Annotated in this window: 19 protein-coding genes; 12 read left to right on the top strand and 7 right to left on the bottom strand. The window is 67.3% G+C overall.

The window, feature by feature from the left end; translation table 11 throughout:
- Window positions 1–133: 133 nt before the first annotated feature.
- The 8 genes from C441_RS01815 (at window position 134) to C441_RS01850 (ending at window position 8,178) form a co-directional block, all read left to right on the top strand.
- Window positions 134–1,597 carry a flagella accessory protein C gene (locus tag C441_RS01815; RefSeq protein ID WP_007273514.1) on the top strand — a complete coding sequence of 488 codons (1,464 nt, stop codon included), beginning with the start codon at window positions 134–136 and terminating at the stop codon, window positions 1,595–1,597.
- A complete protein-coding gene (locus C441_RS01820; RefSeq protein ID WP_007273515.1) occupies window positions 1,581–2,018 on the top strand; it encodes a fla cluster protein FlaF in 438 nt (145 codons plus the stop codon). The genes C441_RS01815 and C441_RS01820 overlap by 17 nt, the downstream gene beginning before the upstream one ends.
- Window positions 2,019–2,468: a CARDB domain-containing protein gene (locus C441_RS01825; RefSeq protein ID WP_007273516.1), complete on the top strand. Its 450-nt coding sequence runs from the start codon at window positions 2,019–2,021 to the stop codon at window positions 2,466–2,468.
- A complete protein-coding gene (locus C441_RS01830) occupies window positions 2,465–3,214 on the top strand; it encodes an ATPase domain-containing protein (RefSeq protein WP_004970800.1) in 750 nt (249 codons plus the stop codon). The genes C441_RS01825 and C441_RS01830 overlap by 4 nt, the downstream gene beginning before the upstream one ends.
- On the top strand, window positions 3,215–4,879 hold the full coding sequence (locus tag C441_RS01835; RefSeq protein ID WP_007273517.1) for a type II/IV secretion system ATPase subunit: 1,665 nt from the start codon (window positions 3,215–3,217) through the stop codon (window positions 4,877–4,879).
- Between the two features lie 4 nt (window positions 4,880–4,883).
- A complete protein-coding gene (gene flaJ, locus C441_RS01840) occupies window positions 4,884–6,626 on the top strand; it encodes an archaellar assembly protein FlaJ (protein WP_007273518.1) in 1,743 nt (580 codons plus the stop codon).
- 101 nt (window positions 6,627–6,727) lie between these two features.
- A complete protein-coding gene (locus tag C441_RS01845) occupies window positions 6,728–7,741 on the top strand; it encodes a CheF family chemotaxis protein (RefSeq protein ID WP_007273519.1) in 1,014 nt (337 codons plus the stop codon).
- 74 nt (window positions 7,742–7,815) lie between these two features.
- On the top strand, window positions 7,816–8,178 hold the full coding sequence (locus C441_RS01850; RefSeq protein ID WP_007273520.1) for a hypothetical protein: 363 nt from the start codon (window positions 7,816–7,818) through the stop codon (window positions 8,176–8,178).
- A gap of 57 nt (window positions 8,179–8,235) precedes the next feature.
- On the opposite strand, the gene C441_RS01855 is transcribed toward C441_RS01850, so the two are convergent.
- Genes C441_RS01855 through cheB form a run of 4 tightly spaced genes read right to left on the bottom strand, consistent with a single transcriptional unit; the run spans window position 8,236 to window position 13,261 of the window.
- Window positions 8,236–9,102 (bottom strand): CheF family chemotaxis protein, encoded by an 867-nt coding sequence (locus C441_RS01855; RefSeq protein ID WP_007273521.1) that lies wholly within the window; start codon window positions 9,100–9,102, stop codon window positions 8,236–8,238.
- 3 nt (window positions 9,103–9,105) lie between these two features.
- The gene (locus C441_RS01860) at window positions 9,106–9,948 is read right to left on the bottom strand and encodes a CheR family methyltransferase (protein ID WP_007273522.1); all 843 of its coding nucleotides are present in this window, start codon (window positions 9,946–9,948) and stop codon (window positions 9,106–9,108) included.
- A complete protein-coding gene (locus tag C441_RS01865) occupies window positions 9,948–12,158 on the bottom strand; it encodes a chemotaxis protein CheA (protein WP_007273523.1) in 2,211 nt (736 codons plus the stop codon). Before C441_RS01865 ends, C441_RS01860 begins: the two co-directional genes overlap by 1 nt.
- Window positions 12,159–12,160: 2 nt before the next feature.
- Entirely contained in the window at window positions 12,161–13,261 is a 1,101-nt protein-coding gene (cheB, locus tag C441_RS01870; protein ID WP_188423858.1) for a chemotaxis-specific protein-glutamate methyltransferase CheB, read from the bottom strand.
- Between the two features lie 248 nt (window positions 13,262–13,509).
- On the opposite strand from cheB, the gene C441_RS01875 reads away from it, so the two are divergent.
- Window positions 13,510–13,983, top strand: coding sequence for a chemotaxis protein CheW (locus C441_RS01875; RefSeq protein WP_007273525.1), 474 nt, complete (start codon window positions 13,510–13,512; stop codon window positions 13,981–13,983).
- A 39-nt stretch (window positions 13,984–14,022) separates the two neighbouring features.
- Here the strand turns inward: C441_RS01875 and C441_RS01880 are convergent, their stop codons facing one another.
- Window positions 14,023–15,372: an MFS transporter gene (locus C441_RS01880; protein ID WP_007273526.1), complete on the bottom strand. Its 1,350-nt coding sequence runs from the start codon at window positions 15,370–15,372 to the stop codon at window positions 14,023–14,025.
- 133 nt (window positions 15,373–15,505) lie between these two features.
- On the opposite strand from C441_RS01880, the gene C441_RS01885 reads away from it, so the two are divergent.
- Both C441_RS01885 and C441_RS01890 read left to right on the top strand, forming a co-directional pair.
- Window positions 15,506–17,092, top strand: coding sequence for a uracil-xanthine permease family protein (locus C441_RS01885; RefSeq protein ID WP_007273527.1), 1,587 nt, complete (start codon window positions 15,506–15,508; stop codon window positions 17,090–17,092).
- A gap of 75 nt (window positions 17,093–17,167) precedes the next feature.
- Window positions 17,168–19,633 (top strand): DUF5059 domain-containing protein, encoded by a 2,466-nt coding sequence (locus C441_RS01890; protein ID WP_049920365.1) that lies wholly within the window; start codon window positions 17,168–17,170, stop codon window positions 19,631–19,633.
- Window positions 19,634–19,651: 18 nt separating this feature from the next.
- Here C441_RS01890 and C441_RS19775 read toward each other — a convergent pair whose 3' ends face one another.
- Together C441_RS19775 and C441_RS01895 are read right to left on the bottom strand one after the other, a co-directional pair.
- Window positions 19,652–19,789: a hypothetical protein gene (locus C441_RS19775; RefSeq protein WP_007273529.1), complete on the bottom strand. Its 138-nt coding sequence runs from the start codon at window positions 19,787–19,789 to the stop codon at window positions 19,652–19,654.
- Between the two features lie 102 nt (window positions 19,790–19,891).
- Window positions 19,892–21,100, bottom strand: a complete 1,209-nt coding sequence (locus tag C441_RS01895) for a mechanosensitive ion channel family protein (protein ID WP_007273530.1) — start codon at window positions 21,098–21,100, stop codon at window positions 19,892–19,894.
- Between the two features lie 96 nt (window positions 21,101–21,196).
- Here C441_RS01895 and C441_RS01900 point away from each other — a divergent pair, with 96 nt between their 5' ends.
- On the top strand, window positions 21,197–21,691 hold the full coding sequence (locus C441_RS01900; protein WP_007273531.1) for a metal-dependent hydrolase: 495 nt from the start codon (window positions 21,197–21,199) through the stop codon (window positions 21,689–21,691).
- The last annotated feature ends 58 nt before the right edge of the window (window positions 21,692–21,749 follow it).

Below are 21,749 nucleotides of genomic sequence, written 5' to 3' on the forward strand. Positions count from 1 at the left end.
CTTGTACCGACTTACGTACCTTTGCATCAATGTTACCTGCTCCCCCGAGTCCGTCGGACCGCCCCGGCCGGTCCGCCGCTCGGCCGGGTGACAGGCCGTCGCTCCAACGAGCACCCCCGCAGACGGTGGGGAGGTGCTCGCTGCGAGCATGATGGAGTGGCAGAACGACGAAGACGCGGCCGACGCCGGGGACGAAACGACGGAAGGACAACACATGTCATCAGACGATGGACTTGGATTCGAGGAGGGGATCGACGACCTCTCGGACGAGTTTGGTGACTTCGGCGACGACCTCGACGACGGATTCGACGACGACGATTTCGGCGGATTCGGCGACGACAACAGCGAGGAACTCGCAGAGCTCGAAGATCGCATCGGCGAACTCGAGAACGAAGTAAGCGCCATCTCGTCGGGGATGAACACCGTCCGCGAAGAGAACAAACAGATCGGAGAGACCGTCGAAGAGCTCGACGACACGATTCGCAAACTACTCGACATCTACGAGATGGTCACCCGCGGCATCAACCCGTTCGTCGACGACGCCCGCGAGATGGGCGGCCTCGACGGCGGCGGCGCGTTCGGGCTCTTCGAGGCGGAAGCCGAGGACGAAGAGCATCTCGACCCCGAGGTGGCGAACGCCGACGCCGAGTCGTTCTTCGACGACGACTTCGGCGAGCTCGACGCCGAGGAGGGCGCGAAAGAAGCGGAGCTCGCCGCCGAGGACGAACTCGTGGAAGCGGAGCGCGAAAGCCCCGCTGACGCCCTCGACGACGGCGACGACGAGGCCGACGAGACCGACGAGGCTGACGACTCGGGCGGCGCGGGCGGCGCGAGCTTCGACGACCTCAAAGAACAGTACGAGGAGGGCGGCGGCTGGGACGACGAGGACGACGCGGAGGCGGATGACGCGGGGACCGACCTCGACGACGACCTCGACGCTGAGACGGACCTCGACGACGAATCGGCCGACCTCGAAGACGAGAGCGAAGACGAGGCGCTCGACGACGTCGACCCGGTCGAGGCCGAGACCGACGACGACGAGGAAGCGGACGTCGAAGCGGTCGACGACCTCGATGACGCCTTCGACGACGAACCGCTCGACCCCGAAGCCGAGGTCGAAGACGCCGACGGCGACGTCCGCAAGACGCTCGACGAACTGGAGGCCGAGTACGCCACCGCGGCGGCCAACGACGAGCCCTCGGGCGACGACGAGGCGGCCGCCGAACCCGAGCCGTCCGCGTCGGTCGAAGCGTCGGACGCCTACCTGACGGGACTCCCGTCGAACTACGTCTCCGAGGTGCTCGTGCTCGAATGGGCCGAACACCTCGTCTCCGTCGGCGGCGCGCTCGGCGCGTCGCGCGCGCTCCGCCAGTATCGGGAGCAGGACTGGATATCGCGCGCCGTCGAGAGCGAGCTGAACGCCCACATCGGGCAGATAGCGCCGTCGGTCGAGGACGCCGACGACCACGAACTCCGCATCGACGACCACCAGACGAGCCTCGCGTACGTCTGCCGACTCGCGGAGGACGTTCCGCGGGGACAGCTGTACGAGGAGCTGGTCGCCTACGGGGGGAGATTCGATGGGATTCGGTGTTAGCGGCTCGACCGCCATCATCTTCCTCGGCGTCCTCGTCGCCACGGGGTCGCTGTACACAGCGACGTCCAACGCGTCGGAGAACGTGCTCGAAGCGCAGGACGCCGACGCGGAGCGGGCGCTCGAACGGACGAACACGGACATCGCGGTCACGAACGCGACCTACGACGCGAACAACACGACCCTCACGGTGAACCTGACGAACGTCGGCTCGGAGACGCTGTCAGTGAGCGAGACAACTCTGCTCGTCGACAACGCCTACGTCGACGTGCCGCCGGCCAACGCGACCGTCGACGGCGACGCCGCGACCGACCTCTGGTACGCCGGCGAGAATCTCAGCCTCGTGGTCGACGCCGATCCCACGCCCGCACGGGTGAAAGTCGTCACCGGAAGCGGCGTCGCCGCGACGGAGGTGGTGAGCTAGATGGCCGACATCTCCGTTCCGAGCCTCATCCTGTTCATCGCCAGCATCGTCGTCGCCGCCGGCGTTTCGGGTGTCCTCATCGACACCGTGACCGGAATCAGCAATTCGGTCGACGAGCGCGGCGGCGACGTGAGCACGGAGATCAGAACCGACATCGAAGTCATAAGCGACCCGGAGGCGGGCGTCTACGACGGCGCGAGCGACAACCTCTCGATATACGTCAAGAACACCGGCCTCAGGACGCTCCCGGCGACCAGCGGCGGCTTCGACATCATCGTCGGTGGACAGTATCAGACCAACGTCACGGTGAACGTCGTCGACGGCACCGAGTGGCGGCCGAGCAACGTCATCGAACTCACGGTGACGGACATCGCGTTGACCTCGGGCGACTACCGGATGACCGTCGTCGTCGACGGTGACGAAGAGGTGTTCGAATTCCGCGTATCATGAGCAGTCAATTCTCTCTCGGGCTATCCGGGCACGACCGTCTCGAAAAGGAACTCGGCGGCGGCATCCCAAAGGGTGCAATCGTCCTCATCGAAGGGGACTACGGCGCCGGCAAAAGCGTGCTGTCGCAGCGGTTCAGCTACGGCTTCTGCGACGAGGAAACGGTGGTGACGCTCGTCTCGACCGAGCTGGGCGTCCGCGGCTTCCTCGACCAGATGCACTCGCTTTCGTACGACATCGTCAAGCATCTGCTCGACGAGCGAATCCTGTTCCTCCAGGCCGAAATCGACAGTAGCGGCGCGCTCTCCGGGGGGAGCAGTCAGAAGGAGCGCAAACAGCTCCTCCGGCGACTGATGGACGCCGAGACGCTCTGGGACGCCGACGTCATCATCATCGACACGTTCGACGCCATCCTGCGCAACGACCCGCAGTTCGAGGCGCTGGTCCGGCAGAACGACGAGCGGCAGGCCGCCCTCGAAATCATCTCGTTTTTCCGTGAGCTGACGACGAAGGGCAAGACCATCATCATCACCGTCGACCCGTCGTCGGTCGACGAGGGCTCCATCGGTCCGTTCCGCTCTATCGCCGACGTCTACTTCGAACTGGAGATGGTGGAGGTCGGAAACGACGTTCGCCGGAACATCTTCGTGAAGCGCTTTGCGGGGATGGGCCAGCAGGTCGGCGACCGCGTCGGCTTTTCGGTCCGGTCGGGTATCGGACTCGTCATCGAGTCGAGGAGCGTGGCGTAGATGGCGACCGAACACGGCTCCGCCAGGCTGTCGGACGACCTCAAGCGCCTCGCAATGCAGTGGCCGCATCTCCGGGACCACCTCAAGCGGTTCCGGCAGATCACCGGGGAGTTCCCGATGCTCGTCGACGAGCCGGGCGACTACGAGTCCCGGCGTCCGAACATCATCTACCCGCTGGGCGGTCCCGTGTTCTGCCAGATATACGGCAACTTCGGCGAGACGACGAAGTACTACACCATCGAACCCGAGATGGACGACGACGAACTCGAGGTGTTCGCTCGGGTCAAGGACAAACTGCTCGAACGGAGCGTCTCGAAGCCGGCGCCCGAAGAGAGCGCCGACTACGAGGAGCGCATCGAGGAGTTGCTCTCCGAAATCGTCCACATCGAGGGCGACGACCGCGGGCCGCTCGGCTCGGTGGCGAAACGCCTCGACGTGGCCGGCATCGAGGTCTCGCAGACGACCTACGACAAGATTCAGTACCGACTCGTCCGCGACATCGTCGGCCTCGGCCCGCTCGAACCCATCATGCGCGACCCGGAGAACGAGGACATTCACGTCATCGGTCCCAGTCAGGTCGACGTCGACCACGGGACCTTCGGGCTGTTGGAGACGAGCGTCGAGTTCGACAACACCGAGCAGTTCGACAACTGGCTCCGCAACATGGGTGAACGCATCGGTGACCCCGTCTCCGACGCCCACCCCATCGTCGACTCCACGCTCCCCGACGGCTCGCGTATCAACATCATCTACTCCGACGACGTGTCGCTGAAGGGGTCGTCGCTCACCATCCGTCAGGGCGACGACGTGCCGCTTTCGGTGTTCCAGATCGCCAAGTGGGGGACGCTGTCGCCCGAGTTGGCCGCGTACCTCTGGATCGCGCTGGAGAACGAACGCACCATCTTCGTGGTCGGGGAGACGGCGTCGGGCAAGACGACGACGCTCAACGCCATCCTCTCGTTCATCCCGCAGGACTCGAAGATATACACGGCGGAGGACACCGCCGAGGTGCTCCCGCCGCACGACACGTGGCAACAACTGCTCACCCGCGAGGGCCGCGGCTCCGACTCCGAAGTCGACATGTTCGACCTCGTCGCGGCCGCGCTCCGCTCTCGCCCCGACTACATCATCGTCGGGGAGGTCCGTGGCGAGGAGGGACGCATGGCGTTCCAGGCGGCCCAGACCGGTCACCCGGTGATGCTCACGTTCCACGCCTCCGACATCGTCTCGATGATTCAGCGCTTCACCGGCGACCCCATCAACGTCCCCGAGACGTTCATGGACAACTGCGACATCGCGCTGTTCCAAAACCGCGTCCGGAGGGGCAACGACATCCTCCGCCGGGTGACGAGCGTGCAGGAAATCGAGGGCTACTCGAAGGAGATGGGCGGCGTCGTCACCCGCGAGGCGTTCTACTGGGACCCCGTCCAAGACGAGATCGTCTTCCAGGGGATGAACAACTCCTTCATCATGGAACAGAAGGTCGCGACGCTCCTCGGCTACGACGACACGCGGAAGATATACGACGACATCCAGTTCCGCGCCGAACTCGTCCGCCGGGCGATTCAGGAGAACGTCCTCGGCTACCACGAGGTGAACGAACTCATCGAGGACTTCCAGCGCGACGGCGTCGAGGGACTGCCGTTCGACATGGCGAGGGTGTAGCGAGATGGCAGGGGAACAGAGCGCGTCGATGCAGGCGGTGCAGGTCCGGGACTTCATCAGCGACATCATCGAGTCGTACGAGCAGATGCCGATGGAGCTTTCGCGCTACCTGCTCGCGGTGCTCGGCCCCGCCATCGTGTTTTTCGTCCTCTCCCTGGCCGGAGCTATCGCGCTTCCGTTCCCCCTCCTCGTCCGCATCCCCGTGTTCCTCCTCGGCGTGTTGCTCTTGGGCGGGGCCGTCCTCTACCCGCGGCTCCTCGTCGAGCAGACCCGCCGCAGTCTGGAGAACCAGCTCCATCTCCTCATCACGCACATGACCGTGCTCTCGACGACGAACATCGACCGCGTCGCCGTGTTCCGAACGCTCGCGCGCGAGGAGGAATACGGCGAGTTGGCGACCGAGATGAACCGCATCGTCCAACTGGTCGACGCGTGGAACCAGTCGCTCGACGACGCCTGTCAGCGGCGCGCGCGGGAGGTGCCGTCGAAGCCCCTCGCGGACTTCCTCGACAGGCTCGCGTACTCCATCAACGCCGGCCAGAGCATCGACGACTTCCTCCTCGGCGAGCAGAACGCGATGATTCAGAAGTACATCACCGTCTACGAGAGCGCGCTGGGGAACCTGGAGGTCATGAAGGACCTCTACCTCTCGATGATTCTGTCGATGACGTTCGCCATCATCAACGCCATCGTGCTCCCCATCCTGACGGGGACCGACGCGACGATGACCATCGGCGCGGTCATCGTGCTTTTCGTCTTCGTGCAGTTGGGCTTTTACTTCGTCATCCGGACGATGTCGCCGTACGACCCGCTTTGGTTCCACCAGCCCGAGTACCGGACGAAGGCGAACCGGCAGATAGACATCACGCTGTACGGCGCGGTCGGCCTCTCTATCACGATGGTGCTCGTGCTCGCGTTGGGCACGTTCGACCTGACCCCCGTCGGCGCGACGGTCCGGCCAATCATGATTGAACTCCCGATTCCGCTTCTCATCTCGACGCCGCTGACGCCGCTTGCGGTTCCCGGCATCGTCGCGCGTCGCCACGAAAAGCGCATCGGCGAGCGCGACGAGGAGTACCCCGGCTTCATCCGCGCGCTCGGGGCCTCGGAGACGGCGAAACAGAGCACGACCACGGCCGTCCTGAAGACGCTCAAGACCAAGGACTTCGGCGTCCTCTCGCGTGAAATCTCCCGGCTGTACACCCGGCTTCGGATGCGGCTCGACCCCGACCGTTCGTGGTTCTTTTTCACCGCGGAGACGAACTCCTACCTCGTCCAGAAGTTCTCCGAGATGTACAACGTCGGCCGGTCGATGGGTGGCAAGCCGAAGCTCCTCGGCGAACTCATCAGCCGCAACATGAACGAGATTATCAAACTCCGCCGACAGCGAAAGCAGTCGACTGTCACCCTCATCGGCGTCCTCTACGGCATCACGGCCTCCGCGTCGTTCGCCTTCTTCATCGGGCTGGAAGTCGTCGAGATTCTCGCGTCGTTTTCGACGCAGATGAACCTCGACAGCCTCCAGTTCGGGACGCTCATCTACGCAGGCGTCTACGACGTGCCCTTCATCGAGTACATGCTGACGCTCATCATCCTGTTTAACGCCCTGCTGTCGTCGCTCATGATTCGGATGGTCGACGGCGGGCACAAGGCGAACGCCTACCTCCACTTCGTGATGCTCGTCTGGGTGGGCTCGCTGATGGCGGTCGCCACCTCGTCGCTCGCAGGAGCGCTGATTAGTGTATGACTGACGACGGACCACAGAGACAGACCCGAGATACGATGCCAGACACAGGAGGCGAACAGACCGCACAGGAGGCTCGTTCCCGCGCGCCCGAGGGGGGCGACGTGGCGAAAAGCGACCTCCTGCAGGCGTACCGTCGGAAGAAGTCCGAACCGTCGGACGAACGCGAGGAACAAGAGCGGGAGCGCTCGAAGAAGCAGACGGAAAAACGGACCAGCGACGGCGAGTCCATCGTCGTCGACTTCGTCGCCAACTTCGTCGCCGGCGGCAACGCCTCGTTCGAACCCGTCAAGGGCCGCGTCCTGATGAGCCAACGGCGGCTCATCCTCGCCACGTCGAAGGCGAAGACCGTCATCCCCATCACCTCCATCTTCGACATCGCCGTCGGGCAGGTCCCTCCGGAGGTCGAGGAGTTCTTCGACTACACGGTGATGGTGGGCTACATCATCGGCCGCCAGCGCCGGACGACCGTCATCGGCGGCGACCGCGAGACCATCGAGAAGTTCTCGCTGTTGCTGTTCCGCGCGGCGCTCAACGGCTCGCGCGCGCAGGTCACTCACCCGGCCCGCATCGGCGGGCGCGTCCTCGACACGGAGCGCCGCCCCTCGGGCCTGCATCTCGACTACGAGGCCGTCACGTTCCCCGACGACGACGGCCCGCTCACCGAGAACGGCGAGCCGTTCCACATCGACCTCGCGAGCGTCATCTTCTTCGAGGTGCTCGAACGGACCGTCGACGGCGAAAAGCGACTGGTGCTTTCGGTCCAGCACGTCAAGCAGGGCCAGACGGTCACCTCCGAGATAACGCTCGACTCCCGGCGGAAGATGAACATCCTCGGGCGCTACCTCAGACTCGTCTACCACTGGATAAAGTCGGGCGTCCGCAACGTCGAGGTCACAGAACAGGGCCTCGAAGTCCTCGTCGGGCTGTACTCCGCCGGCGAGATGGCCGCCGAGGTCGACTTCAGCGAACTCCTCGGCGTCGAAGAGGCGGTCCTCGACGCGGAACTGGAGAAGCTCCACGAGGAGGAACTCATCGGCGACGACGAGCTTCCGACCTCGCTGACGCCGCAGGGGCGGTTCGTCGTCAACGAGGAAATCGAAGACGTGAACGTCTGAAGCTGTTTTCCGGCGGAACCGGTGCCGTCCGGTAGTTGCGAAGAACTATCAGCCCTTCAACCAATTCTGTCACTATGCGGACGCGGACTTCGGCGCTCGTCGGACTGGGAATCGGAAGTGCGGTCAGCTACTCCTTCGGCTTCCGACACGGCAGCGCCTTGGTCGGCGTCACCCTGCTTCTCACGTACACAATCGCTGGCTTCGGGTTCGTTGCCTTTCCCGCGTACCGCTGGCGGTGGTCCGGGCCGAACGACCACTTCTGGTACACGATAATCGGGGTCTTGAGCGCTCTGTTACCGATTCTTGCGATTCACGGTCTAGGCTTCGAACCCGGCGAGCGCGTGCGGGGCATCGTTCTCTTAGCCGGGGTCTGGTTGGGAGGCGTCTACGCCGGAATCGCGCTCGAACGCGCCTCGCGGCGCGCGAGCGACGACTGACGAGCGCGACGCGTCGCTCTCCGTCCGGTGACTGCGCCGCGAAAAACCGAGTGCCGACTACTGTTCGTTGATGGCGTCCGAGGCGATGCTACGGCCGCGGGCGTTGAGTTGCACCTCGTGGCGCACGCGAATCTCCTCGACGACGTTGTGGTCGATGAGTCGCTGAAAGAGCTCTTCGACCTCGTCCACGTCGAGGCCGAGGAAGCTCGGGATGTCGAACGGCGAGACGCCGGAGTACAGCGCCGTGAGGACCTGCTTGTCCGTCTCGCTCAGGTCGATAGAGGTCTCCGAAAGCTCCTCGCCCTCCCGGAGGAGCGTGTAGAGGAAACTGACGGCGCGGTCGGAGCCGGAGATGTACGTCTGGAGGCTCGTCCCCTCGTCGTCGGAGTGTTCGACCTCGATGACGCTCCGGTGTTCGTCGACGATGGTCCGCTCGCCGGTCTTCACGTCGCCGATGTCGTCGAGGCGGATTTCGACGAACTTGCCGCCGACGGTCGCCATGCTCACGGCCTCCGTCTCGACTTTGAGCCGGGATTTCTCCCACTCGGTGTTCTGGACGACGCCGCCGGCGACCGCGGGGTGTCGCGCGAGGAACTGCTCGGTGTTGAGGAGCGCGCCGAAGAAGTCCGTCTCGAACTCGTCGTAGTCGACGGGCGCGAGCAGGACGACGCCCGACGGGATGTGGACGCTGAAGTAGTCGGAGACGGTCGCGATGCGCTGGTTCACGTCGTATCGGCCGCCGAACTCCCGTATCTTCGAGAGCTGAATCGTCCGCTTGCCGCCGGTGCCAGCGAGGATGAGCCGCCTGTTCGAAAGCAGGATGCGACCGCTCGTCCAGTCCACGTCGTGCATCTCCCGGCCGTTCTTGACGACCTGGAGGAACCGCCCGCGGGTGTCTCCGAGCTTTTGCTCACCGGGCTTCATCGCTCACCTCCCGACCGCGGTGTCGCTCGCGCGGTAGATGCGGAGTCGTTTCTCGACGGGGTCGAACTGCTGTCGACACGTCGGTGGGATGGTTTCGGTCATGCCGATGGTGAGGTAGCCGTCCGGCTTCAGCGCGGAGCCGAGCGTCTCGAAGACGGCCCGTTTCGACTCGGTGTTGATGTAGATGAACAGGTTCCGGCAGACGACGAGGTCGAACGTCCCCGGCGGCTCCTCGCGGATGAGGTCTCGCCGCTCGAAGCTGACCATGTCGGTGACGGCGTCTTTCACTTGGAAGCTGTCGCCGTCGCGGTCGACAAAGCGCTCCCACCGGCCGATGGGGTCGAGCTGTTCGGCCACGTCGTTGGTCTCAGACGCGCGGTACTCCCCCGCTCTGGCGGCGCGAAGAATCTCGCGTTTGATGTCCGTGCCGACGATTTCGATGCGGCGCTCGTCGACGCGGTCGTCGTCGTGGGCGAGCATCGCCAGCGAGTAGGCCTCGCGGCCGTCGGAGCAGGCGGCGCTCCACACCTTGATGGGGTCGTGGCGGCTCCCCCGCGAACTCAGGTCGCGGAGCACCTCGCGGAGCGCCTCCCACACCTCGGGGTTCCGGAAGAAGCTCGTCACGTTGACCGAAAGCGCGTCGAGGAGCGCCTGCTGTTCCTCCTCGTCGTCGGTGAGCAGGTCGTGGTACGTCCCGTAGTCGTCGACGCGCCGCCGCCGCATCCGGGCGGAGATTCGGCGGTCGAGATAGGCGTCGTTGTACGAGCTCGTCTGGAACCGCAGGGCGTCTTCGATGTAGTCCAAGAGCCGGCCGAACGCCGGGTCGTCGGTCGCCGACGAGGGCATCAGTCGGCCGCCTCCTCGGTGGTCCCGGGGAGCTGGCTCGGGTCGAACTCGCGCATCGCCTGCTCGCTTTCGGCCGGGAGCGCGAGCGTCGACACGTCCAGAATCGGGATGACGTTCCCGTCGCCGATGACGGCCGTTCCCGACAGCCCGCCGACGCCCGAAAGCGGCCCCTGCAGGGGCGTCACGACGACTTCCTCCTGTTTCGTCACGCCGTCGCAGTGGAGCGCGACCTGCCTGTCGTCGGGGCGGATGCGGACCACCATGCCGTCGTCGGGCTCGGGCGAGTCGATTTCGAGCGCCTCGCGGAGCCGAATCAAGGGGAAGATGGTCTCCTCGTGGACGATGACCTCCGCGCCGTTGACCGTCTGGACGCGGTCGCGGCGGCTAATCTCGTCGATGTACTTGATGGGGACGCCGAACTCGCGGTCTTCGACCTGGACGAAAAGCACCTTGATGATGGCGACCGACACCGGAAGCCGGATGTTGAACGTGCTTCCCTCGCCGGGTTCGCTGTCGACCGACACCGAGCCGTCGAGCGACTCGACGGTCGTCTTCACCACGTCCATGCCGACGCCGCGGCCGGAGACGTCCGTGATTTCGTCGTTGGTCGAGAAGCCGGGGTGGAAGATGTAGTCGTACACCTCGCTGTCGGGCATCTGGTCCAGTTCCTCGCGGGTCGCCACGCCCTTGTCGACCGCCTTGTCGCGGACGGCGTCGGCGTCGATACCGCTCCCGTCGTCCTCGACGGTCACGATGACGGTGTCGTGTTGGCGGCGCGCGGAGAGCCGGATGGTCCCCGTTCGGGACTTGCCGTTCGCCTCGCGCACGTCGGGTTCCTCGATGCCGTGGTCGACGGCGTTCCGGAGGACGTGCATCAGCGGGTCGGAAATCTCGTCGAGGATGGTGCGGTCGAGTTCGATGTCCGCGCCCTCGACTTTGAACGAGACGCGCTTGTCCTGCTCGCGGGCGAGGTCGCGCACGAGCCGGGGGAACTTGTCGAACACCTTCTTCAGCGGGATGAGCCGCATGTCCATCACGGTGTTCTGGAGGTTCGACGATATCTTGTCCAGCTCGTCGAGCGTGTCGAGCGCGGTCGTCTGCCCCACGTCGATAGCGTTTCTGAGCTTGATGCGGCTCGTCACCAACTGCTCGACGAGCTCGTGGAGTTCGTCGAGCTGGTCGACGTCCACGCGGACGGACTTGACCGCCGAGATGGAACGGGCCTCCTTTTTCTTCTCGTTGCCGGACTCCGGTTCTTCGTCGCTCTCGGTCGACTCGGCCTCGTCGGCGTCTCCTTCGCTCCCGTCGTCAACGCTGGGAGCGTCGTCGGACGCCGCGTCGCTGTCACTGTCGACAGCGCCGTCAGCGTCGGCGGACTGGCCGGAGCCGTCCGATGCCGGGGCGTCAACCTCCGACTCGGCCGCCGGGGTGTCGCCGGCGTCGGCGACCTGTTTGTCCCCGGCGGCGAGCGCGTCGGACACGTCGGTCGTCTCGACCGTCGAAACCTTCCAGAGGCCGTCGAGTTCGCTCTCGACGACCGCGGCGTCGCGCTCGGCGACGAACAGGTCGAAGCCGTCGCCGAACTCGCCGTCCTCGATGGCGTCGCGGCTCGGGTTCGCCCCGACCACGTCGAGGTCCTCGGGGATGCTACTGAGGAAGATACCGGCGTCGACGCCCTTCATCTGGCCCGCGTCGAGTTCGACGTGGGCGTGGGTGAGCGTGGTCGCGTCGAGGGTGTCCGCGTCGACGCAGTTGGCGGCGAGCGTGTCGAGGTCGACCGACTCGCGGTCGGCCTCGTCAGACGCCGCCGTGTTCGAGTTTCCCGCGTCACCGCCGTCCTCGACGGCCGCGCGAATCTCCTCGACCGTGTCGGTCGGGTCGATGGTGGACTCGCCGTTCTCCTCGATGTCGTGGAGGATTTCCACGATGAGGTCCATCCCGTCGAAGACGAGGTCCATCCGCTCGGCCGTGACGTCGAGTCGCCCGTGGCGAATCTCGTCGAGGAGGTCCTCGACGGCGTGGGCGACCGTCGCGGCGTTGTCGAAGCCCATCGCGCCGAAGTTGCCCTTCAGCGTGTGGGCCTGCCGGAAGATGTCGTCGATTGCCTCGGTGTCGTCCGGGTTCGACTCCAAAGACAGAAGCGAGTTGTTCAACTGCGTGATGCTCTCTTCGCTCTCGGTGATGAATGCTTGGTAGAGTTCTTCGTCCATGGTCAGGTAGTGAGCCCGCTGAGTGCTTCGTCTGCGATTCGCTCGTCGGCGGAGACGGTGTCGACACAGCCGGCCTCGATGGCCCGCTTCGGCATCCCGAAGATTGCGGACGTCTCCTCGTCCTGTGCGACCGTGTGGCCGCCCGCCCGCTTGATTCGGGTCATCCCCTCGACGCCGTCGCGGCCCATGCCCGTCAGCAGGACGCCGGCCAGCGGCGCGTCGACCGCCTCCGCGGCCGACGCCATCGTGAGGTCGATGGCCGGTTTGACGCCGTGGAGCGGCTCGTCGTCGGAGAGTTCGAGCCGGAGGCGTCCGGCGCGGTCGCCGGTCACGAGGAGGTGCGAGCCGCCGGGTGCGATTCGAATCTGTCCGGGGCCGATTCGCTCGCCGTCTTCGGCCTCGCGGACCTCGTAGTCACAGCGGCCGTCGAGCCGCGCCGCGAAGCGCTTCGTGAACCCGGCCGGCATGTGCTGGACGACGAGCACGCGGAGCCCGGCCTCCTCGGGGAGCGCCGCGAGCAACCGCTCGACGACGTTCGGTCCGCCCGTGGACGCGCCGATAATCAGCGTCGAACCCTCGGTCGGAAGCGACTCGGCGGCCGCCGCGGTCGAGGTCGTCGCCGCCGCGGTCGCCGCCGGCTTCTGTCCCGTCTTCGGCGGGCGAGCCCCCCGGCGCGTCGCCGAGAGGTCGACCGCCGCGGCGGACTGAATCTTCTCGACCAGTTCCCGCTTGACGCGGGGCATCTCCGAGGTGACTTCGCCGCCCGGCTTCGTCACGAAGTCGACCGCCCCGCGGTCGAGCGCCTCGAACGTCACGTCGGCGTCCTCCTCGGCGTGCGCCGAGAGCATGAGGACGGGCGTCGGACACTCCTCCATGATGGCCTCGACCGCGTCGAGCCCGTTCATCTCGGGCATCTCGATGTCCATCGTCACCACGTCCGGTCGGTTCGCCTCGACCACCGATACCGCCTCGCGGCCGTCTGCCGCCTCAGCGACGACCTCGACGTCGGCGTCTTCGAGGAGCGTGCGAATCAGCGTCCGCATGAACCGCGAGTCGTCGACGACGACCGCTCGCGTCGAGTCCGCGCCGGCGGCCGAACTCATCGCCCCCACCTCCCGGTGCGGGAACGACGGGCGCGACGGGTCGCCGAGCGGGCCCCCCGTCGAGGGGTCGGTGGATTGTTTCGTGTGCCGTTTCGTAGACCGCTCATCTACCCCGAGGTTCGGAAATCGGGTATATAAACACTCGGCGAGGATAATCACGGCTGATAATCGGGTACGTACCTTTATACGCTGAATCTGACCACTCTGAAGCGATCAGGTGGCGGCGTCTGTCGCCGCCGGGGTTGACCATGCGACAAGATGCAATCACGACCGAGGTGAGCGCGGACGAGACCGACGCGGAGGACTCCGCCGAAGAAGTACAGGTGCTGGAATTCCAACTCGGCCCGGAGACGTACTGCGTCGACATCGAGTACGTGAGCGAAATCGTCGACAAGGGCCAGCTCACGGCGGTGCCGAACGCGCCGGACTACGTCGAGGGCGTGATGGACCTCCGCGGCCGGACCACGTCCATCATCAACCCGAAGTCGCTTCTCAACATCGACGCCGAGGGCGAGTCGAAGCGCATCGTCATCTTCGACCCCAACAAGTTCGAAGACGAGGCGGCGACCGGCTGGCTCGTCGACGAGGTGTATCAGGTCGTGCGCGTCTCGATGGACGACGTGGAGGACCCGCCGCTCGAAAAGGACGACTCCATCGAGGGCGTCATCAAACGCGACGGCGACCTCGTCGTCTGGATTTCGCCGGTGCACGCCATCGAGTAAGGCGGTTCGACGACCGGCCCCGCATTCGTTTTCGAGACCCTAGTCGGCGAGCGACTGCTCTCCCGCCGCGACGCCCCGACCGCTTGTGAGCAACACGACGACGAGCGCACAGCCCACGACGACCCCCGCGAGCCCGAACGCCGCGACGTAGCCGGCGGCGTCGGCGACGAAGCCGCCGAGCGCCGAGCCGACCCCGCCGCCGAGGCTCGAAAGCGCCGTGTACGCGCCGAGGGCCTCCCCGCGAATCCGATCGGGCGCGAGCCGCGTCACCATCCCCGTCGCCGTCACCGCGATGATAGCCCACGTGACGCCGATGACGAGGAACGTCGCGCCGAGGGTGACGAGCGCGGCGAGCGCGGCGAACTGTGTACCGACCACGGCGACAGCCGGGAAGGCGAATCCGCGGGTCGCCAACGCGCCGACCTGCAGGCGACGGGGGTCGTGTCGCGCCGCGAACGCGCCGACCTTCGCGTAGCTCACCGCCGACCCGAGACTCGAAAGCACGAACAGGGCGAACACCTCGTCGGCGGTCCGCCCGGAACCGACGAGGTACGCCGGGAGCGGCCCGAAGAAGACAGAGAAGCCGACGAAAAACAGCGTCGCGGCCGCGAGGTACCGGAGGAGCTCGGGTGTCATCCGCTTCCGGAAGTCGTCGAGGTCGAAGCTATGGAGCGCCCAGTAGAGCCGCGAGGGGCCGTACGGGACCGCGCGGACCGAGCGCCCGACGAGACCGCTCCGCCGGCGGATGCCCGCCGAGACGCGGGCGAACCGCCGCGCCGACACCGTCGAGCGCTCGGGGTACCAGACGCGGACGAGGACGGCCCCGAGGGCGGCGGCGACCGCGGCGGCGACGAGGAACCGCCGTTGCACGGCGAGCGCGTCGAGGCCGAACAGCCGCGGGGCCAGCGCCGACCAGACCGCGCCGACGACGAGGCCGCCGAGCCAGCCGTAGCCCTGATAGTGGTTGAGGACGCCGAACCGGCGGTTCCAGTCCTTCGAGGGGACGCCCTCGACGACGATGAGGTTCAACACCGGCGCGGCCGCCGCGACGACGAACCACAGGAGGGCGTTGGCGACGAGGACCGCGGCCGGCGACGACACGGCGGCGGTGAGAGAGAGCGCGCCCGCGGTCGCCGCGAGCGCGACGAGGATGAACGGCCGTCTGCGCTTCGCGCGGGCCGCCAGTCGGCCCCAGAGCACCGCGCCCGGCGCGCCGGCGAAGGCGGCGGTCGCGGCGATGAGGCCGACGAACAGCGCGTTCGCACCCAGTTCGATGGCGTACAGCGGGACGACGAGCGACGACGCGCCCACCGCGGCGTAGCCCAGCGCCCAGCCGAACAGCCATCGGTCGCGGTTCCTCGCCTCCGAACGCCCGTGTCGGTCGGTCACACGTCACGAATGAGACCGGTGAAACAAAGTCGTTACTCCCCGAAGGCGCGCGAAAAGCAGGACATATATAGTCTGAACAAAATCCTCGGACAACCATGCTCGGGAGCGAACCACCACATACGGGGGGACGGTCGTGACGGACGACTCCTCTCCCTCCTCGTTCGTGCAGTACGGTATCGACGACAAACCACCCCTTCCGACCGCTCTCCTTCTCGGCGCCCAACACTACCTCACCATGGTGGGCGCGAACATCGCCGTCCCCCTCATCCTCGCCGGAGCCCTCGGCATGCCCGCCGACGTGGTGCCGCGGTTCGTCGGGACGTTCTTCGTCGTCTCCGGCATCGCGACGCTGATGCAGACGACGTTCGGGAACCGCTACCCCATCGTGCAGGGCGCGCCCTTCTCGATGCTCGCGCCGGCGCTCGCCGTCGTCGGCGTGGCGACGGCGGCCGACCAGTCGGGGGTCGCGTGGCAGAGCGCGCTGTTACAACTGCAGGGCGCGATTATCGTCGCGGCCGTCGTCGAGGTGTTCGTCGGCTACTTCGGCCTGCTCGGACGCCTCCGGAAGTTCATCTCGCCGGTCGTCATCGCGCCGACCATCGCGCTCATCGGGCTGTCGCTTTTCAACGCCCCGCAGGTCGCGTCCGCCACGAACAACTGGTGGCTCCTCGGCCTGACGCTCGCGCTCATCGTCCTGTTCTCGCAGTACCTCGACACCGCCCATCCGGCGTTCAAGCTGTTTCCGGTGTTGCTCGGCGTCATCGTCTCGTACGTCGTCGCCGCCGGCCTCTCGGTCGCGGGCGTCATCGCCCCCGGCGCGGCGGGCTACGTGAACCTCCAGACGGTCATCGAGGCCCCGGCGCTCATGCCCATCTACCCCCTGCAGTGGGGCTTCGCGGGCGGCCCGGGGGCGACGACCGTTTCGCTCCCCGTCGTGGGCTCGGTCGCGTTCGGCGTCCCGCAGTTCACGACCTCCTTCATCATCGGGATGCTCGCGGGCGTCGCGGCCTCGATGGTCGAATCGTTCGGCGACTACCACGCCGTCGCCCGGCTCTCGGGCGTCGGCGCGCCCTCCGAGCGCCGCATCAACCACGGCATCGGCATGGAGGGCCTGATGAACGTCTTCTCGGCCGTCATGGGCGGGAGCGGCTCGACCTCCTACTCCGAGAACATCGGCGCAATCGGCCTCACGGGCGTGGCCTCCCGCTACGTCGTCCAAATCGGTGCCGCCGTGATGCTCGTCATGGGCTTCGTCGGCTACTTCGGCCAGCTCATCGCGACGATTCCCGACCCCATCGTCGGCGGCCTCTACGTCGCCATGTTCGGCCAAATCGTCGCCGTCGGCCTCTCGAACCTGAAGTACGTCGACCTCGACTCTTCACGGAACGTGTTCATCGTCGGCGTCGCCATGTTCACCGGCCTCGCCGTCCCCGCCTACATGGGGAACGTCGGGAGCGCGGCGGCGTTCCGCGAGGGGATGCGGCAGGTCGCGCTCGTCGGCCCCGTCCTCGGGACGCAACTCGTCGCCGACACGGTGTTCGTCATCGGCTCGACCGGCATGGCCGTCGGCGGCCTCATCGCCTTCTTCTTCGACAACACCATCGCGGGCACCCGCGCCGAGCGCGGCCTCGAAGAGTGGGAAGACACCGTCGAAGACGACAGCGACTTCGAGTCGGCGCTTGACCGCTTCCGCGGCGACGAGTCGGCGACGGCCGACTGAGCCGACCGACGCGCGGATTTTTTCGGGTCGCCTAAAAACCGATGCGTTTTTCTATAGTTAGGCGCGCCTAAAACCATGAACTACAGCAGACGGCGTCTCTTGCAGACGACGGGACTCGCAGTCGCGACCGCCGGACTCGCGGGCTGTAACGGCCAATCGAGCGATGAATCGACCACCGCCGCCGAGACCGATTCGGAGACGGAGACCGCGGACGGAACGACCACCGAGGACGCCGAGTCGTCGGTGAGCGTCGACGCCACCGTCTCCGTCGCGGCCGAGTGGAACGCCATGCGCGCTCGGCTCTACGACACCGTCGCGCTGGCCGACGCGGGGCGACTGGGCACCGCCGCCCGCGTCACCGGCGACGTGTTCACCCGGTTCGAACAGTCGTCGGGCGAGTGGGGCGCACACGAGCAGTTGGAGGCGACGAACGAACAGAACTACGAGACGTTCGAATCGCACCTCGGCGGCGCGCGAGAGGCGTACGCCGCCGGCGACGCCGAGCGCGGTGCGGACCTCGCGGTGCAGGCGGCCGACAACCTGCTGGCGGCCCAGCGCGGCCGGGTCGACGCCGCCGTGGTCGACGCGCTGGACGTCCTGCTGTTCGGCGCTCGCGCCCGCGACGCCGGTCTGCTCGCCGCGGCCGGCGAGGTCGACGCCGCGGCCGAACTGGCGAACGCGGTGTACGAGGGCTTCGAGGACGCGCCCGCCCACTCGGCGCTCGAGTCCGCCTCGGGCGAACTGTACGAGACCTTCGAGGCGGCCGTCGAGGGTGCGGCCGACGCCGGCGACGCCGAGACGCTCGCCGCCTCGGCCCGGACCGCCGCCGCGGCGACGGTCGACGCGAGCTACGAACTCGCCCCCGAGACGGTCGCGGGCGCGGGCCACCTCGCGCTCATGCAGGCGGTCGGCTTCGACGCCGAGGTGCTGGCCGGGCTCGGCGGTCCCGGCGACGAGTTCGCCCACGCGGCCGCGCTGTCGCTCTACCGCGCCCGCGCCGCCGACGTGCCCCGGTTGGTCGCCGCGGGCGAGGCCGACTTCGCCGCGACGGTGGCGAGCGACGTGTTCGCCCACTTCGAGGGCGCTCGGGCGCACGAGGCGTTAGAGGAGGCCGACCACGACGCCTACGAGGGCTTCGAGGGCGGACTTGAGTCGCTGACTGAAGCCGCCGAGTCGGGCGACGTCGCGGCGGCCGAGGAGGCGGTGGCGACGGTCGACGAGAACCTGCTCGCGGGAATCTCGGCGCTCGTCGGCGGCGAGGCCGCGACCGTCCTCGAAGCGGCGTTCTTCCGCGCCCGCCTCGGCGACGCCCGCGAGCTGGTCGCGGTCGGCGAGACGGACCGCGCCGCCGCGGTCGGCGAGGACCTCTTTTCCCGCTTCGAGGAGAACGAGGCGGACCTCCACGAGTCCGTCGAGGAGGAGTCCGAAGAGCTGTACCACCGCTTCGAGGAGGAGCACCTCGCGGGGCTCGTCGAGGACGCGGCCGCCGGGAACGCCGGCGCCGCCGCGGCCCACGCCGAGGGCGCGACGGACGCGCTGTTCGAGTTCGAGGCGGCCGTCGGCGCGACCGCCGAGGTGTCGGCCGCCGAGGCCGCGTTCTTCGGTGCTCGCGGGTTCGACGCCGCGGCGCTCGCGCAGGTCGGTGCGTCGGCCCGTGCCGCGACGGTCGTCCAGTCCACGTTCGCCTTCTTCGAGGCCGGCGCGGGCGGCTACCACGAGACCTTGGAGGAGGCCGACCACGACCTCTACGAGTCGTTCGAGGGCGCGCTCGGCTCGGTCCGAACCGCGGCCGAGGAGGGCGGCGACACCTACGGCGCGGCCAAGACCTACGGCCAGCGAGCGGTCGATTCGATGTACGCCGTCGTCGCCACCGCGGCCGCGGACGCCGGTCTCGGAGCCGCCGCGTCGGAGCGCATGACCGGCGTCTTCCAGACCTTCGAGGAGGCCCGCGTCCACGAGGCGTTAGAGGAGGCCGACCACGACGCCTACGAGGGCTTCGAGGCGGCCCTGTCGGACTACGTCGCCGCGCTGGAGGACGGAAGCGAGGTCGACGCCGCCGCGGAGACGTACGCGACGGCGACGGCTCGCGCCCAGTTCGCGGTCGTCGGCGAAGTCGGGAAGGCCCCCGAGGCCGGGAGTACCGATGAAAGCGGCTCCGCGGACACGTCACTCACCGGCGGTCCGAACGTCGTCGAGGGCGTTCCCGAGGAGGCAGACCACGTGGTGAAGATGAACGCCGTCGCGTTCGAACCGGCGGAACTGACCGTCTCCGTCGGCGACACGGTCGCCTTCGAGCACACCGCCGGCGAGGCGCACTCGGTCACGGCCTACGGCGACGACCTCCCCGAGGGCGCGGCGTACTGGGCCTCCGGCGGCTTCGAGTCCCAAGAGTCGGCCGAGACCGGATGGGGCGAGGGGAAGGGTGCGGTCCAGTCGGGCCAGTCCTACGTCCACACCTTCGAGACGGCCGGCGAGCACGCGTACTTCTGCGTGCCCCACGAGGCCGCGGGCATGACCGGAACCGTCGTCGCCGAGGAGTAGCGTCGTCGAGAAGCGGACTTAGTCCCCGTCGCGCCCGGTCCGCCCGAGCGCGACGAGCACGAGGTAACCGACGAACCCGGCGGCGAACAGCAAGACGGGAATCGCGAAGGGGCCGAACGTCTCGATGAGCCCGTCCACGGGACCGAGTTGAAGCATATCCGAGCCACGGCCGCGCCGCGGATAACGTTCCCGGCGGCGGCCGGTGCGGGCGACCGAACCGGTTCGCGGCGGGCGCACCCACCGAGCGACGCCGGGCGCTCACTCGTCGTAGGCGCTGTCGTCCACGTCCGGGTCTGCCGCCGCGTCCGCGACGTCGTCGGCCACCGTCCCGTCGGCCGCGTCGCGGGTGCGAGCCGGTCGCCGAACGCCGCCGTTCGAGAGTCCGGCCGCGGGCGATTGCCGGGTCGCCTCGGCGTCCGCCGAGTGGACGTGCACGTCCCGCTGGGGGAACGGAATCCCGATGCCCGCGTCGTTCAGGCGCTTGTATATCTCGCGGTTGAGGTTGTGCGTCGCCTTCCCGCGTTTGAGCGGGCTGTTGACCCAACAGACGAGTTCGTACTCCAGCGCGTCGGGACCGAACCGACGGAGCCGCGGCCGCGGGCGGGGGCTGTCGAGGACCAGCGGCTCGTCGAGGGCGATGTCGGTCAGGAGTTCTTCGAACTCGTCGACGTCGGTGCCGTAGGCGACGCCGACCGGGACTTTCAGCCGGCGGCGGCGGTTCGGCGCGGACTCGTTGATGATTTTGGCGGCGTTGAGCACCGAGTTCGGCACCGTCACGAGCAGTTCGTCGCGGGTGAGAAGCGTGGTCGAGCGGATGCCGACCTTGACGACGGTGCCCGCCTCGCCGGAGTCGAGGACGACGTAGTCGCCGATTTTGTAGGTGTCGTCGAAGTACAGCGCGATGCCGCCGAAGAAGTTGGCGACAGTGTCCTTGGCGGCGAAGCCGACGGCGATGCCGGCGATGCCCGCACCGGCGAAAAGCGGCGTGATTTCGATGCCCCAGATGTACAACAGCACGCCGATGGTGCCGACCGAGACGACGATGGTCCAGACGTTCGAGAAGACGGGCGCGAAGTCGTAGCGACTGCCCTTGTCCTTGACCGCGTCGACGAGGCGGTTGACGAGGCGGTTGAGCGCCCACGCCCAGATGACGATGCCGACAGACAGCGACGGCAGGCCGAAGAAGTCGTTGAGCGTCGCCGCGTCGACGACGAGCGCCTCGGCGACCGCGGGCGCTCTGGAGAACAGGAAGACGCCGGTCAGCGAGACGGTGACGACGATTGGCCACCGAAGCTCTTGGACGACGATGTTGTCCAGAGAGGTCTCGGTCCGGCTGGTGTACCGAAACAGGAGTCGGATGACCACCGTCTCCATGACGAACGCGCCGCCGACGGAGATGAGAAGCACGAGGGCCGTCACCTCAAGCGCCGACAGGCCCGAGAGGAACGACGAGAGGTGTTGGCTCATGCCGCGGAAATCGCGGCCACCGGGGATAACGATTGCTCCGCTGACGGTCGCGGCGGCCGAAAGGTTTTGTTCGCCGGGGGCGCGAGGGCACACCAGATGTACCGATTCGGTCACTGGGGCGTCTCGCTCCTCGTGTTCGCCCCGCTCGGCTTCGCGCTCGTGCAGGCCGGCCGCCCGGAACTCGCCTTCGCCGCCGGCGCGGCGATGTGCTGGCTGGCGATGCTCCCCGACTACGACATGCGCGTCCCCGGCATCTCCCACCGCGGGCCGACCCACACCGTCCTCTTCGCCGCCCTCGTCGGCGGCGTCGGCGGCGGCGGCGCGTACCTCCTCGCCAGCAACGCGGGCCAACCCGAGACCGTGGCGACGACGCTCGGCGCGTTCGGCTTCGCCGTGGGCGCGCTCACCGTCCTCGCACATCTCCTGGCCGACGTGCTCACGCCGGCCGGCATCCGCCCCCTCTGGCCGCTTTCGTCCCGGAAGTTCACGCTCTCGCTTTGGACCGCGGACAACACCGTCGCCAACTACGGCCTGTTCGCCGTCGGCGTGTTCGCGGTGGCCGCCTCGGCGTACCTCTCGGTCGCGCTCTGAGCCCCGGAACTCGGGACGGCGAGCGCCCCTCGAACCTGAGGAATCGTTAAGGTCTGTC

The organism is Haloferax sulfurifontis ATCC BAA-897 (genome assembly GCF_000337835.1).
GTDB classification, from domain to species: domain Archaea; phylum Halobacteriota; class Halobacteria; order Halobacteriales; family Haloferacaceae; genus Haloferax; species Haloferax denitrificans.

What these genes read in the sequence shown, in the direction of transcription:
- C441_RS01875 (WP_007273525.1), top strand. Translation starts at nt 13,510, where the DNA reads ATGCGACAAGATGCAATCACGACCGAGGTGAGCGCGGACGAGACCGAC.
- C441_RS01850 (WP_007273520.1), top strand. Translation starts at nt 7,816, where the DNA reads ATGCGGACGCGGACTTCGGCGCTCGTCGGACTGGGAATCGGAAGTGCG.
- C441_RS01835 (WP_007273517.1), top strand. Translation starts at nt 3,215, where the DNA reads ATGGCGACCGAACACGGCTCCGCCAGGCTGTCGGACGACCTCAAGCGC.
- C441_RS01865 (WP_007273523.1), bottom strand. Translation starts at nt 12,158, where the DNA reads ATGGACGAAGAACTCTACCAAGCATTCATCACCGAGAGCGAAGAGAGC.
- flaJ (WP_007273518.1), top strand. Translation starts at nt 4,884, where the DNA reads ATGGCAGGGGAACAGAGCGCGTCGATGCAGGCGGTGCAGGTCCGGGAC.
- C441_RS01830 (WP_004970800.1), top strand. Translation starts at nt 2,465, where the DNA reads ATGAGCAGTCAATTCTCTCTCGGGCTATCCGGGCACGACCGTCTCGAA.
- C441_RS01860 (WP_007273522.1), bottom strand. Translation starts at nt 9,948, where the DNA reads ATGCCCTCGTCGGCGACCGACGACCCGGCGTTCGGCCGGCTCTTGGAC.
- C441_RS01820 (WP_007273515.1), top strand. Translation starts at nt 1,581, where the DNA reads ATGGGATTCGGTGTTAGCGGCTCGACCGCCATCATCTTCCTCGGCGTC.
- C441_RS01895 (WP_007273530.1), bottom strand. Translation starts at nt 21,100, where the DNA reads ATGAGCCAACACCTCTCGTCGTTCCTCTCGGGCCTGTCGGCGCTTGAG.
- C441_RS19775 (WP_007273529.1), bottom strand. Translation starts at nt 19,789, where the DNA reads ATGCTTCAACTCGGTCCCGTGGACGGGCTCATCGAGACGTTCGGCCCC.
- C441_RS01825 (WP_007273516.1), top strand. Translation starts at nt 2,019, where the DNA reads ATGGCCGACATCTCCGTTCCGAGCCTCATCCTGTTCATCGCCAGCATC.
- C441_RS01855 (WP_007273521.1), bottom strand. Translation starts at nt 9,102, where the DNA reads ATGAAGCCCGGTGAGCAAAAGCTCGGAGACACCCGCGGGCGGTTCCTC.
- C441_RS01900 (WP_007273531.1), top strand. Translation starts at nt 21,197, where the DNA reads ATGTACCGATTCGGTCACTGGGGCGTCTCGCTCCTCGTGTTCGCCCCG.
- cheB (WP_188423858.1), bottom strand. Translation starts at nt 13,261, where the DNA reads ATGAGTTCGGCCGCCGGCGCGGACTCGACGCGAGCGGTCGTCGTCGAC.
- C441_RS01890 (WP_049920365.1), top strand. Translation starts at nt 17,168, where the DNA reads ATGAACTACAGCAGACGGCGTCTCTTGCAGACGACGGGACTCGCAGTC.